Below are 13897 nucleotides of genomic sequence, written 5' to 3' on the forward strand. Positions count from 1 at the left end.
CTGATCAGCGCCCATTCCGCATCGGTCATATCGCTTGCATAACGCAGTTCGTCCCGCCGATATTGCTCCCGAGTGATCTCAGTCCAGGGCATCGTGCTCTCCCTCGAATCTTTGCAAATCCGATGGAATCACACCCCACTCAGGTCACTCACCCCTTTTTCAGTCAGGCTCTCAGGATGACGGGGAGGATTGAGCACTCGCAGCGCAGAAGGACAATGTGCTCACCGCGCCTTCGGATCGAGCGCGTCGCGCAGGCCGTCGCCGACCAAATTGAACGATAGCACGACCAGGAAGATTGCAAGTCCCGGCCAGATTGCCATCCACGGCGCGCTGGTCAGGAAGCGCTGCGCGGCGTTGAGCATGCTGCCCCAGGATGGCGCCGGCGGCTGCTGGCCGAGGCCGAGGAAGGACAGCGCGGCCTCGGCGATGATCGCGGCCGCGATCGACAGCGTGGCCTGCACCAGCAGCGCCGGCAGGATGTTGGGCAGGATGTGGACCAGCGCGATGCGCCAGCGCGGATTGCCCATGGCGCGTGCCGCCTCGACATAGTCCTCGACCTTGACGCTCATCACCTGGCCGCGGGTCAGGCGGATGAAGATCGGGGTGGCCGAGACGCCGATCGCGATCATCGCATTGCCGAGGCTCGGCCCGAGGAACGCGGCGAGCGCGATCGCCAGGATCAGGAACGGGCAGGCCAGCATCGCATCGGTGATGCGGCTGATCAGCCCATCGATGAAGCCGCCGCGATAGCCGGCGACGAGGCCAAGCGGCACGCCGATCGCAAGCGCAATACCGACCGAGATCACGCCGGCAAGCAGCGAGGCGCGGGCGCCGAACACGACGCGCGCGAGCACGTCGCGGCCGAGCTCGTCGGTGCCGAACCAGTGCTGCAGCGACGGCGCCTTGCGCACCAGCGACCAGCTGGTCGCGATCGGATCATAGGGCACGATCAGCGGTGCGAAGATTGCGAGCAGGATGAACAGCGCGATCACGACGAGGCCGAGCACCGCGCCCTTGCGCCGAATCAGCCGCCGCCAGGCGCGCCGCGCCGGGCTCTCCAGCGTCTCGGCGGCGGCAAGCGAAGCTGATGTCCCGAGCGTTGTGTCCGTCATCCGGTCAGCCCCTCAGCCGCGGGTTGACGAGGATGTAGGCGATATCGGCGATCAGGTTGAGCGTGATGTAGATCGTCGCTGTCGTCAGCACCACGCCCTGCACCACGGCATAGTCGCGGTTGAACACGGCATCGACGATCAGCTTGCCGAAGCCCGGGATCGAGAAGATCTGCTCAGTAAGTACCGCCCCTGACAACAGCGTACCTAGCTCGAGCGCGCCGAGCGTGATGATCGGCGTCAGCGCGTTGCGCATCGCATGCTTGAGGATGACCGTGCGTTCGGACAGGCCTTTGGCGCGCGCAGTGCGGACATAGTCGCTCTCCAGCACCTGCAGCATGGCGCTTCTTGTGTGCCGCATCAGGATCGCGGCGATCGCGTTGCCGAGCACGAAGGCCGGCATGATGGTGGCGGCGATGCTGGCGCGCCAGTTCTCGGTGAGCGGCACATAGCCGGAGGCCGGCAGCCAACCCAGTTCGATCGAGAACAGGAAGATCAGCATGATGCCGAGCCAGAAGTTCGGCGTCGAGATACCCCACAGCGCGAACAGGTTTGCACCGTAATCCCAGGCGGTGCCCTTCTTCACCGCCGAGACGATGCCCGCGGGAATCCCGATCATGAACGCGATCACGATCGCCATCGCCGCGAGCTGCAGCGTCACCGGCAGCTTCTGCGCGATCAGCTCCAGCACCGGCATCTTGTTGCGCAAGGACTCGCCGAAATCGCCCGACAGCACGCCCTTGATCCAGTAGAGATATTGCACCGGGATCGGCTGATCGAGATGGTACTGGGCGCGGATCTGCGCGATCACGGCAGGATCGCGCTCCTCGCCGGCCATCACCAGTGCCGGATCGCCGGGCAGCAGATGCTGCAGCGAGAAGATCAGCACCGAGACGAAGAACAGCGTCGGGACGATCTGAACCAGCCGCTTGGCGAGGAAGTTCAGCATGACGACGCTCGTGTCCCGAACACGGGCGCGATCATTTCAGCTTCAATCCGACCACGCGCACGAGGCCGTCCGGCATCTGCTTGTAGCCGTCGAGCTTTGTCGTGTGCGCGATGATGATGCGGCGATGGTAGATATAGAGAATGGCTTCATCCTCCAGCTCGAGCTTCGTCAGCCTGGCGTAGATCGCCTTGCGTTGCGCCATGTCGGTGGTGAGGCGGGCATCGTCGAGCGCCTTGTCGGCCTCGGGATTGGCCCAGGCGCTGTAGTTTTGCGGCGCGTCCTTGTGCAGGAAGACGTAGGAATTGCCGTCGGGATCGATGCGGCCGCTCCAGGCTAGCATATAGGCCTGGTATTCGCCGGCTTCGGCCTGCTTCAGCGAGGTCGCGAATTCGGTGACGCGGATCTTCAGGTCGAAGCCGGCCTCGGCCGCCATCGACTGCATCACCTGCGCAGTGGCCTCGGTCTCCGGTCCCTTCGGCACCATGAAGTCGACGCTGACGGGCGGCGTCACGCCGGCTTCCTTCAGCAGCGCCTTGGCCTTTTCGACGTCGCGGGGACGGATCGGAAAATCCTTCTGGTAATACGGATGATCCGGGCTGACCCACTGGTTTCCGGGCTTGAACTCACCGTTGAAGACGACCTGGTTGATCGCCTCGCGGTCGATCGACAGATCGAGTGCCTGCCGGACCTTGGCGGATTGGCTGAGGGGACCCTTGGCCTTGTCCTTGCCGATGTTGAGCGTGACGCCCTGATAGCCGAGCTCGATCGCGCTCGACACCTTCAGGCGCGAATCCGCGCGCACGTCCTTGAGGTCGGTCGCGAGCACGCGTTCGATCAGGTCGAGCCCGCCCGACTTGAGGTTCGCGAGCCGCACGGTTGCGTCGACGATCGGCAGATAGACGACACGGTCGATGAAGACGTTGTCCTTGTTCCAGTAGTCGGCGAACTTCTCCAGCACGATGCGGTCCTGCTGCACGCGCTCGACGAATTTGTAGGGACCGGCGCAGACCGGATGCAGGCCGAACTTGTCGCCGGCGGCCTTCGCGGCCTTGGGCGACACCATCATGCCGGCGCGGTCGGTGAGCTGCGCGATCAGCGGCGAGAACGGCGCCTTGAGCACCAGCTTGATGGTCAGGGGATCTACGACGTCGATATGATCGATGCTGGCAAGCTCCGGCTTACGGAACGAGCCGGGGAAGGTCAGATGCCGCTCCAGCGAGAACTTGGCCGCCTCCGCATCAAACGGCTCGCCGTCCTGGAATTTGACCCCCGGCCTGAGCTTGATCGTGACCTCCTTGCCGTCGGCGGAGGTCTCGTGCGACAGCGCGAGCTGCGGCACGATGTTCAGCTTCTCGTCGATGTCGAACAGCTTGTCGCACAGCGCCGCGAATACGATGCGGCCGACATAGGTGCGTGCCATGGTCGGATCGAGCACGTCGGGATCCTCGGCAAGGCCGATCCGCAGCGTGCTCTGGGCTTCGGCCTGGACTTGGGCGCTGGCCGCCAGCGACAGCAGCAGGGCGGCGACGGTCGCCGCCAAACGAAACATCCTCATCGCGCAACTCCCCATCATCATGCTTGCAGCCCCATCCCGACCTTACCAACCCCGCCGTAGCCGGCCCCTTCCGCTGTCCCGCTGAAGGCCGCGACCAATTTCTCCAGCGACGGCGAGAAGCCGCCGTCGGCGGGAACGATGTTCTCCCCGGGCGGTAGCTCCGCGGTGCGGTGACAGGCCGTGGCGTGGCCTGTGCTGTCTGCCAGCAATTGCGGAATCTCGCTGCGGCAGCGCGCGATCACATAGGGGCAGCGGGTATGGAAGCGGCAGCCGGAGGGCGGATTGAGCGCGCTCGGCAGCTCGCCCTCCAGCACGATTCGGCTGCGCTTGGCGCGCGGCTTCGGCACCGGGATCGCCGATAGCAATGCGCGGCTATAGGGATGGCGGGGGGCGGCGAACAGCGCATGCGCGTCCGCGGTCTCGACGATGGTGCCGAGATTCATCACGGCGACGCGGTCGGCGATGTGCTTCACCACGGCCAGATCGTGCGAGACGAAGATGTAGGCGAGCCTCAGGCGATCCTGCAGGTCGCGCAGCAGGTTCAGGATCTGCGAGCGGATCGAGACATCGAGCGCCGACACCGGCTCGTCGCAGATGATCAGCTTGGGCTCGACCGCGAGCGCGCGGGCAATCGCGATGCGCTGGCGCTGGCCGCCGGAGAATTCATGCGGATAGCGGCGGGCGAAGCGCGGCTCGAGCCCGACCAGCCGCAACAGCTCATCGACCCGTTCACGGCGGCTCCCCGCCGGCACGAGATTATGCAGCGCCAGCGGCTCCGTCAGGATCTGGCTCACCGTCATGCGCGGGTTGAGCGAGGCGTAAGGGTCCTGGAAGATCAGCTGGGCGTCGCGGCGGAACGCGCGCAGCTGCTCGGCGTTGAGCGTGCCGAGGTCGCGGCCCTCGAAGCGGGTACGGCCGGTGTCCGGTTCGATCAGCCGCAGCACCAGCCGGCTCACGGTGGACTTGCCGCAGCCGGATTCGCCGACCAGCGCCAGCGTCTTGCCGGCCTCGACCGTGAAACTGACGCCGTCGACCGCCTTCACATGGGCGGTCGGCCGCCCGAACACCGAGCGCTCGGCGACGAAATGCTTCACCAACCCTTCGACCTCGAGCAGCGCGGTCATGACACCAGCCGTTCCAGCGGCGCGCGGATGCAGCGCGAGGCGTGGGTCGCGCTCAGCATCGCCAGCGGCGGTGGGGATTTGGTGCAGGCATTCTCCACGAACGGGCAGCGCGCGGCGAAGCGGCAGCCGGCCGGCGGGTTCGCCATGTTCGGCACCATGCCCTCGATGGTGGCGAGATGGCTGGTGCGGCGGTCAAGCCGCGGGATCGAGCCGAGCAGGCCGACCGTGTAGGGATGCTGCGGATTGGCAAATAGCTCATCCACCGGCGCGCGCTCGACGATCTCGCCGGCATACATCACCGCGACCTCGTCGCAGACCTCGGCGACGACGCCGAGATCGTGGGTGATCAGGATGATCGCCGCACCGCTCGCGGCCTTCAGCTCGCGCATCAGGTCGAGGATCTGCGCCTGCAGCGTGACGTCGAGCGCGGTGGTCGGCTCGTCGGCGATCAAGAGCTGCGGGTCGCAGGCCAGCGCCATCGCGATCATCACGCGCTGGCGCATGCCGCCGGACAGCTTGTGCGGAAACTCGTCGATGCGCTTCTCGGGCGAGGGGATGTGAACGCGGCGCAGTAGCTCAATGGTGCGTTCGCGCGCCGCGCGGCGGGAGCCGCCGCGGTGGCGCAGAATCGTCTCGGTGATCTGGTCTCCGATGGTGAAGCTCGGGTTGAGCGAGGTCATCGGCTCCTGGAAGATCATGGCAAGGCGATTGCCGCGCAGGTCGCGCAGCGTCGCATCCGGCACGTCGAGCAGGTCGAAGCCATCGAAGCGGATCGAACCGGAGACCGCGGCGGACTGCTTCGGCAGCAGCCCCATGATCGCGAGCGAGGTCACGCTCTTGCCGCAGCCGGACTCGCCGACCAGACCGAGCGTGGCGCCGTTGGCGACGGAGAGGTCGACGCTGTCGACGGCATGCGTGGTGCGGCCGTCGTCGCCCTGGAAGGTGACGCGCAGGCCCTCGATCTCGATCAGCGGGCCGGCGGTCATTCGCGGCTCTTGGATGCCGCTGCGATGCCGGCGTCGATCTTGGCGCGGTCGCTGGTTCCGGCCGGGTTGGCGCGGGTCGGCATGAAGCTCCGGAACGGCACCCAGTGCTCGCGGCTGACCGCTTCCAGCCGTTCCAGCTCGCGCAGGGGATCGGCGTGGTCGTCGACCCGTAGGTCGAGCAACGGCCATTCTTCGGTGCCGTGGATCAGAAGCGCCGCCGACTGCTTGCCGCGCTTGTCGCCGCCGGCTGCTTCGCCGGCGAACATCGCCTTGATCAGCCGCTCCGCGAACGGAAGCCCTTCATTCGCGGCATAGACGCGCGCGGTCTCGTCGAGCACCGCGGGCCCGGTCAGCATGTTGCCGGCGATCGAGAAGCCGTCGCCCGCGATATGGCCGAACCAATCGATGCAATCCTTGCCGGAATGCGCGGCGATGCGGCCCTTGGCGTCGATGACATGCACCTGCCGGCTCTCGCGGCCGCCGTCAGGCGCGAGCAGCGCCGCGATCACGTCATGCGGGCTCTTGCCGCCCCGCAGCAGCGCGAGGCCGTCGATGCCGTAATACGGATTGACCAGCGCCTGCGTCGCGATGGCGCCGATCCCGGGCGCGATGTGCGGTACCAGCGCGCCGACCGCGAAGAACCGCGTCGCGACGGCGATGCCGAGCTGGCCGGTGGCGCTGTCGCGGGCGATGATCGACCAGGTCATCTCATGTCTCTTCCCCCCTCTCCCCGCTCTTTGCGGGGAGAGGGTTGGGGTGAGGGGCTGTCTACACGGATATCGAATGCTCGGAGAGTCCCCCTCACCCGCCGCGCATCTTGCGATACGCGTCGGCCTCTCCCCGCAAGCGGGGCGAGGCAAGGAAGCGTGCCCTGCCGCTTTCATTCCTCACACCCGAAACAGCCGCGCATAGCGCGTCTTGATCTCTTCGGTCATCGCTTCCACTCCCGCCGGATCCTCCTTCATCAGCTCGATGTCGGCGAGCTTGCGCCGTCCGGCCTTGGGCTGCACCTGGGCGTGCACCGAATGTTGCCCGGTGAAGTCGACGAAGAACTGCTGGGTCTCGCGGGTGTGCAGCCAGGCCTGGAACAGTTTTGCGGCGTTCGGGTGCGGCGCTGTGGCGAAGATGCCGGTGGGACCCGAGATCGTCGGCGTGCCCTCGGTCGGATAGACCGGTTCGACCGGTTGTCCGGCCTCCTTGAGCAGCACGATGCCGTATTCATTGCCGTCGGCCATGACAGCGCGCTCGCCGAGCGAGAGCTTCTTCGGCGGATCGGTCGAGGACTGCACCTGCATCACGCGCTGCCTGGAGAGTTTCTCCAGATACGGCCAGCCGAGCTCGCGCACGATCTGGAACGTGGTGGTCATGATGGTGCCGCTATAGGCCGGATGGCCCTTCACCATCTTGCCGATCCACTTCGGATCGAGCAGGTCGGCAAAGCTCTTCGGCGCATCCTCGGCCTTCACCAGATTGGTATTGTAGGCGATCGAGGACAGCCACAGCCGCGTGGTGACGGCCATGCCGTCCGGCTCGCGATAGCTATCCGGGAAATGCCTGGCGACGTCCTCGGGGACGAACGGCATCAGCCAGCCGCTCTTCTTCCAGGGAATGAAGTGCGAGGCATCGGCGCTGTTGACGACGTCGGCGGCGTGGATGTTGGAATCGAATTCCTGTGCCACGCGCTGGAACAGCCGCTCCGAACCGGAGCGTTCGATCTGCACCGTGACCCCTGGATATGCGGACTCGAACGCCTTGCCGAGTTTTTCACCGACCGGAAGGTCCATCGACGAATAGAACACGAGCTTGCCTTCCTTGGTCGCGGCTGCGACCAAGTCGGGTGTGATCGCGGTCGGCTCGGGCGCCGCGGCGTGCGCGGGCGACGCGAACACCGCGCCGGCCGCAAGCGCTGCCGAGCCTTTCAGGACATCGCGTCTGGAAATTGTCTTCCGCATCGCGTCCCTCCGTTTCTTGTTGTTATCGGCTGAGTGCCCGGCAGCACTCGGGCGGCAGTGTCAGCCAGACCTCGCTGCCTTTCTCGACTGCGGTTTCGGTCGGCGTGGTCACCCGCAGCGAGGTGCCGTCTGATGTTTCCACCATATAGTCGCGGTTCATGCCGAGATAGACCTGCCGCGTCACGATGGCCTTGAGCGTGTTCGGCGCGGCGGCGGGTGGTTGCGTCGAGAGCTGGATTTCATGCTGGCGGATCGCAACCGGCGCACTCTGGCCGGCGGTGAGCCTCGCCCCGACCACTTCCAGCGTCGCGCCGGCGAACTCGACATGCGTCGCATCGCGCGCGGTGCCTTTGATGACATTGGCCGCGCCGATGAAACGCGCGACGAATTCGGACTCCGGCCGCGCATAGATATCCTCGGGGCTGCCGAGCTGGTCGATCTTGCCGGCGTTCATGACAGCAATCATGTCGGCGGTCGTCATCGCCTCGGACTGGTCGTGGGTGACGTAGACGGTGGTGTAGCGATATTCGTCGTGCAGGCGGCGGATTTCGAACCGCATCTCCTCGCGCAGATTGGCATCGAGGTTGGAGAGCGGCTCGTCGAGCAGCAGCGTCTCGGGTCCGACAATCAGCGCGCGGGCCAGCGCGACGCGCTGCTGCTGACCGCCGGACAGCTCGCCGGGGTAGCGCAGCGCCAGCGGTCCCAATTTGGTCGTCGTCAGGATCGCGGCGAGCTTCTTCGCGATGGTGTCGCGGTCCATTTTGCGCAGGCGCAGCCCATAGACGATGTTCTCGGCCACCGTCATATGCGGCCACAGCGCGTAGCTCTGGAAGATCATCGACATGTTGCGCTGCTCGGGCGGCAGCGTGCGCGCTCTCGATGACACCACGCGGTCGCCGACGCGGATCTCGCCGTCGGATGGCTCGAGGAACCCGGCGATCAGCCGCAGCGTCGTGGTCTTGCCGCAGCCCGACGGCCCGAGCAGGCAGACCAGCTGCCCGTGATCGATGGTCAATGAGACGTCATCGACCGCGACGAACGATCCAAACCGCTTGACCAGGCCGCGCAATTCCACCGATGCCAAGCGATCCCTCCATTTTGTTGTTCGCAGGGATCAGGGCCCGGCTGTTGCCGGCAGTAAAGCGGAAAACGATGACGACGAAAAGTGTTCGTGCCTTCTCAATAAGTCGTGGCTGCTGTTCGTTCCGTCATCCTGAGGTGCGAGCGGAGCGAGCCTCGAAGGATCGACGGCCCCGCTTTCTCGGCGCGACCATGTCTGCTTCGCGCCGGCAGCTCGGCCGTCGACCCTTCGAGACGCCGCGCATAGCGCGGCTCCTCAGGGTGACGGGTCGAGCGCGCGCCTGCGATTTCGACTTGCGATTGTCGCCCGCTACGCCTTCACGTTCTCGCCGAGCCACTGGATGGCGGCGTCGGCGCCGGCCTTGCCGTGCGGGATATTCAGCGCTGTCAGCGCGACCTCGATGACGCCGAGCGTGCCGAGGATCATCGGCGCGTTGACGTGGCCCATATGCGCGATGCGGAAGGCCTGGCCTTGCAGATCGCCGATGCCGGTGCCGAGCACCACGCCGCATTTCTCCTTGGCATAGCGCTGGATCGCAGCGGGATCGGCGCCCTTCACGGTCACGGTCGTCACCGTGTTGGAGCGCTCACTGGGCTCGGCGATGTTGAAGCCGAGCACCTGGCCCTCGCCCCAGACCGCAACCGCGCGCCGCACGGCTTCGCCGAGCAGCCGGTGCCGCTCGAAGGCGTTCTGCAGGCCTTCGGCGTGCAGCATGTTGATCGACTCGCGCAGCGCGAACAGCAGATGCACCGGCGCGGTGCCGGCATATTTGCGGTAGTGCTCGCTTCCTTCGCGCTCGGTCCAGTCCCAATAGGGCGTGCGCAGATCGGCCTTCTTGTGGGCGTCCCAGGCGCGATCACTGGCGGCGACGAAGCCGAGGCCGGGCGGCGTCATCAGGCCCTTCTGGGAGCCGCTCATTGCGATGTCGACATACCATTTGTCCATCTCGAACGGCATGCAGCCGAGCGAGGCCACGGTGTCGACCATGAACAATGCGGGGTGGCCGGCGGCCTTGATCGCCTTGCCGATCGCCTCGATGTCGTTATAGGCGCCCGAAGCCGTGTCGACCTGCACCACCAGGATCGCCTTGATCTTATGCTCCTTGTCGCGCCGCAGCCGTTCCTCGACCTCGGCCGGTCGCACGGCACGGCGCCAGTCGCCCTTCAGCACCTCGACCTCGACGCCCATTGCCGCAGCGGCCGTGCCCCAGCCGATCGCGAAGCGCCCGCTCTCCAGCACCAGTATCTTGTCGCCGCGCGACAGCACATTGGAGAGCGTCGCCTCCCAGGCGCCGTGGCCGTTGGAGATGTAGATGTAGGACTTGCCCGCGGTGGCGAACAGGTTCGAGAGATCACGCAGCAGGCTCTCGGTCAGTTCGACCATCTCGCTGGAGTAGATGTCGAGCGCCGGGCGGTGCATCGCCTGCAACACCTGATCAGGCATCGTGGTGGGCCCGGGGATGGCCAGAAATTCCCGGCCCGCGCGAACGGTCATCGTCCTGTTCCTTTTGGGTAAAGCGCGCAAATCATGCGTGTGAGGGGTCAAGGGGAGAGAATATTCCATCGCAGCGCGGATTGCGAGCAGGTCGAAGCAATCCAGCGTTTCCAAAAGCGCGGGGCACTCCCTTATTTGCCAATCGATTCGACCACCGCGCGCCAGATCTGGTCCTTGAACTCGGTCGCAGCGGGGCTCGGGATCTGTGCGACGGCGCCATGGTTCTTGCTGCAGGCTTCGACCAGCCGCAGCACCCAGATTTCGCCGTCGGTGTAATAGAGATCGCCGCCGCCATTGTGCCCGTCGAAGGTCGGGCCGATGCCCGTGACCTGGTACTTCGCCGTGACCATGCCGGCGGACTCGAGGTCGGTGGCGAGCAGCGCACGTTCGGCGTCGAGGTCAGGCGCGATGTGATGGGTCACCGCTCCGGTGTAGTGGCTGACGCCGACGCTGCGGTCGAGCGTCGCGGCGCCAAGCCACACCGGGCGCTTCTCCTGACCCTGGTCAAGCACTTTCCAGAACCGGACATGGTTGCGGCGATCCGCGCTCGTTCCAACCGGCCGCTCGAAGGCGAGGTCTTCGCGGCGGCCGAGATAGAACAAATTGCTCACCGGCGCATCCTTGTAGGGACGATCGAGCAGCACGGAGCCGACGATCTCGATCGAGGATTTCAGCGTGACCGGATCGGCGGGAAACCAGCCGGCCTCGTGCATCGCGCAGACCACGTCCTTGGTGTCGCCGATCAGCCCGACATTCATCGGGTCGCCGGGAATGTCCTGCGCGGTGCGGGTCACCATCGGCAAATTGGCGAGGCCCTTCTGGTGTTCGTAGTGCGTCCACAGCGCCGGCAGCACCAGATAGGCCGCGATCAGGTAGATGACCAGCACGAACAGCAGCAGCATCTCCGCTTGCCGGAGGCGGCTGCGCCGGCGCGCGGAAGGCGGGTTGATCTCGACATCGGTCACGAAGCTCTCCTTACCTCTCCCGCTTGCGGGGGAGGTCGGATTGCATCGAAGATGCAATCCGGGTGGGGGCTCTCTCCTCATAACGAGTGTCGCGAGCGGTGATACCCCCACCCCGGCCCTCCCCCGCAAGCGGGAGAGGGGGCGCATCGCCGATGCGGCTGCACGTCAATCTCATTCGATCAAGCGTTAGCGCCGCGTCTCGCGGCAGCCGGCGGCTTCGGCTTCCTCGACCGAGCAGAACCAGCGCGTGCCCTTCGAAATCTTCATCTCGATCTTGGCGTACCAGCGGCTGCTGCGCTGATGGAAGATGCATTCGCCGGAGCGGTTGACATTGCCCTTGATGGTGCAGTCGGGCGAGGGCGCCACCGGGCCGGAGGCCGAGGCGAGCAGGATCGCGTTGGCGCCCTCCGGCGGCTTCACCGCGCCGAGCACGGTGGTCTTCTTGTTGCGCACGCGCCAGTCCCACGGCGCGATGAACGCGCCCTGCCACATCCCGGCCTTGGCCTCGCGCGCCGCTTTCTCGTCCGGCTCGTAGTCGTGCGAGATGCGGGTGAAGGCCAGTGCCCAGCCATTCTCGACCATCCACTTCTGGATGTCCTCGCCGTCGACCTCGCAGCGCGCAATGGTGCGGCCGCGGCGATCGACCGAGCGGGCATGGCAGGTCCAGCTCTTGTGGCCGGCATGCTTGATCAGCTCGTCGCGCGCGGCGACGCCGCAGGTCCAGCGCTCACCCTTGGTGTTGAGGCAGAGCTGGTCGGTCGACGGTGCGTCGATGCCGCCGAGCCGGATCTTGACGCTGCCGATCATCAGTTGGTCGCCGTCGCGGATCTTCGGCACGCCAGTGATGTCGGCGGCGACAGCCAGCGTCGGCAGCGACAGCAGCAGGCCAGCAGTGAGCAGCGTCTTGAACATCGGCATTCCCGGCCCGGTTCTTTTTGTTCAAAGGACTTTCGGCGTTCCGTGCCCAAGGATTGTGCGGGCAATTGGGCATCCGTGCCAGTGGTGTCGTGTTTCCGCCAGTTTCAACTTCGCGTCATCCTCGATTCAGTAGCCCGGATGGAGCGCAGCGCAATCCGGGAAGCTGCGTCCGCGGCGGAAGACCCCGGATTTCGCTGCGCTCCATCCGGGCTACAAGTCCGTAGGACGGTAGAGCGCAGCGAAACCCATCATCTCACCATGCGGACAAAATTGATGGGTATCGCTACGCTCCACCCATCCTACGCGACTACGCTGCCACTACGCGACCACCATTCGCTTCCTCGCCAGCGCCAGGGCCATCAGCACGAACGCCGACGTCACCTCGGGCCCGCCGACCAGGATCCGCGTCGGCGTCTTCATCTTGTTCCACTCATAGGCCTTGTAGGGGCCCTTGCGGCCGCCCTCGCCGAGGCCCTGCACGATGCAGTGCAGCGCCGGCGTGAAGCTCGTGACCTCGGCGCCAAGATGCGCCAGCGCCATCAGCGCCAGCGCGGCATCGAACGGGTTCATCTCATGGGTGATCAGCTCTCCCTGGACATAGCCGAGCACGCGGGCGCGGATCAGTGCGAACACGTTGCCGGGATCGATCACGCGCTGCGCCGCAAGCGGCAGCGCGATGAACGCGGCGTAGCAGCGGCCGAAATAGGCCGAATAGAGCTCGGGCAGATAATAGATGTGCGAGCGCGGATTTTTGAACGCGCCGCTTTCGACCAGATTCTTCTGGAAGGCGATGATGCGATGCACCGTCTCCAGCCGTTGCGGCGTCTCGATGATCTGCCAGCGGGCGAGGTTGCGGAACGAGACCTCGAGGATGTCGAGGTTCAGCGTCGGGTCGAGATCGTTTCCATACGGCCGCTCGCCCGCGAGATTGTCGATCCAGGTGACGACGCCGCCCTCATAGTCGATGTTGTCGTTGAGCGGCACGGTGACAACAGGCTCGTTGGCGCCGGCGCGGACCTGATAGCCGCGGTAGAAATCGAGCAGCGGCTGCTGCAGGATCGGATCGTCGGAGCCGGCTTGCGTTGCGGCCGAGAACGAACACGCGGTGGTGTCGCAGTCGGGCACGTAGATGCCGAAGCCGAGGTCCTGCTTGATCTGGGCGAAGAAGCGCGAGAAGCGCGGATGGCGCCCCGGCGCGAGCGCCGTGATCACCCGCACATTGGAGCCGTCATGCGACGGCACCTCCTCGGCGCTGGTCTTGAGACAAAAGTCCACCATGTCGGCGATCGCGCGCCGCGCCGCGCCTGCCTCATCCGCTGACGCAAGCCCGGTCTCGACAAAGCCCAGCAGCGCCTCGGTGAAGAAGGCGTCGTAATAGGCCGAGCGGTGGCGGATCTGCACCGGCTCCCACATCGGCTCGGCGATGCCGCGCCATGGCGGGTTGATCAGCGTACGCGCCGGCGAATGCGCGATGAAGATCCGCGCCAGGCCGAACAGCAAGGTCGAGTTCTTGTAGCCGCGCGCGTTCAGCCCGGTCAGCGCCATCAGCATCTCGCGCCCGCCGATGTCGGCGTCGCCGATCAGGTTGAAGGCGGCGTAGGTCGGGATGAAGCCGTTCTTCCCGAACGATCCGAGCAGATGCGCGCCGGTCTTGCGGATCGCGCGGTCGATCTCGGCGACGCCAGGCGGGCGCGCCGGCGTGGTCGCGGCCGGCGGAGCAGGGTGGCGCACGCCGATGCAGTCCATCAGCTCGGCGACCGGGGC

Annotated in this window: 12 protein-coding genes and 1 pseudogene; all 13 read right to left on the minus strand. The window is 65.9% G+C overall.

The features are described 5' to 3' along the window. Nucleotides 1-92, minus strand: a pseudogene (locus AC628_RS42995) (IS5/IS1182 family transposase); the annotation flags it as partial. A 129-nt stretch (nt 93-221) separates the two neighbouring features. After that, complete coding sequence (locus tag AC628_RS19580; RefSeq protein WP_074128420.1) at nt 222-1112, minus strand: ABC transporter permease; 891 nt, start codon at nt 1110-1112, stop codon at nt 222-224. A 4-nt stretch (nt 1113-1116) separates the two neighbouring features. Continuing rightward, on the minus strand, nt 1117-2058 hold the full coding sequence (locus AC628_RS19585) for an ABC transporter permease (protein ID WP_074128421.1): 942 nt from the start codon (nt 2056-2058) through the stop codon (nt 1117-1119). 31 nt (nt 2059-2089) lie between these two features. Further along, the gene (locus tag AC628_RS19590) at nt 2090-3613 is read right to left on the minus strand and encodes an ABC transporter substrate-binding protein (protein WP_074128422.1); all 1524 of its coding nucleotides are present in this window, start codon (nt 3611-3613) and stop codon (nt 2090-2092) included. Nucleotides 3614-3630: 17 nt separating this feature from the next. Continuing rightward, nucleotides 3631-4737, minus strand: a complete 1107-nt coding sequence (locus tag AC628_RS19595) for an ABC transporter ATP-binding protein (protein WP_074128423.1) — start codon at nt 4735-4737, stop codon at nt 3631-3633. Further along, the gene (locus AC628_RS19600) at nt 4734-5723 is read right to left on the minus strand and encodes an ABC transporter ATP-binding protein (protein WP_074128426.1); all 990 of its coding nucleotides are present in this window, start codon (nt 5721-5723) and stop codon (nt 4734-4736) included. The genes AC628_RS19595 and AC628_RS19600 overlap by 4 nt, the downstream gene beginning before the upstream one ends. Then, entirely contained in the window at nt 5720-6430 is a 711-nt protein-coding gene (locus tag AC628_RS19605) for a DUF1028 domain-containing protein (protein ID WP_074128428.1), read from the minus strand. The genes AC628_RS19600 and AC628_RS19605 overlap by 4 nt, the downstream gene beginning before the upstream one ends. Nucleotides 6431-6610: 180 nt before the next feature. Next, a complete protein-coding gene (locus AC628_RS19610; RefSeq protein WP_074128430.1) occupies nt 6611-7675 on the minus strand; it encodes an ABC transporter substrate-binding protein in 1065 nt (354 codons plus the stop codon). A 22-nt stretch (nt 7676-7697) separates the two neighbouring features. Beyond that, the gene (locus AC628_RS19615) at nt 7698-8750 is read right to left on the minus strand and encodes an ABC transporter ATP-binding protein (protein ID WP_245321230.1); all 1053 of its coding nucleotides are present in this window, start codon (nt 8748-8750) and stop codon (nt 7698-7700) included. A 315-nt stretch (nt 8751-9065) separates the two neighbouring features. Continuing rightward, a complete protein-coding gene (locus tag AC628_RS19620; RefSeq protein ID WP_074128433.1) occupies nt 9066-10250 on the minus strand; it encodes a pyridoxal-phosphate-dependent aminotransferase family protein in 1185 nt (394 codons plus the stop codon). A gap of 131 nt (nt 10251-10381) precedes the next feature. After that, nucleotides 10382-11152 (minus strand): LssY C-terminal domain-containing protein, encoded by a 771-nt coding sequence (locus AC628_RS19625; RefSeq protein WP_245321231.1) that lies wholly within the window; start codon nt 11150-11152, stop codon nt 10382-10384. A gap of 249 nt (nt 11153-11401) precedes the next feature. Continuing rightward, nucleotides 11402-12133: a thermonuclease family protein gene (locus AC628_RS19630; RefSeq protein ID WP_168193407.1), complete on the minus strand. Its 732-nt coding sequence runs from the start codon at nt 12131-12133 to the stop codon at nt 11402-11404. A 318-nt stretch (nt 12134-12451) separates the two neighbouring features. Continuing rightward, nucleotides 12452-13897, minus strand: a 1446-nt coding sequence (locus AC628_RS19635; protein ID WP_074128437.1) for a hypothetical protein, incomplete at its 5' end; no start/stop codon positions are given.

Source organism: Bradyrhizobium sp. NAS96.2 (genome assembly GCF_001908235.1).
GTDB lineage: Bacteria > Pseudomonadota > Alphaproteobacteria > Rhizobiales > Xanthobacteraceae > Bradyrhizobium.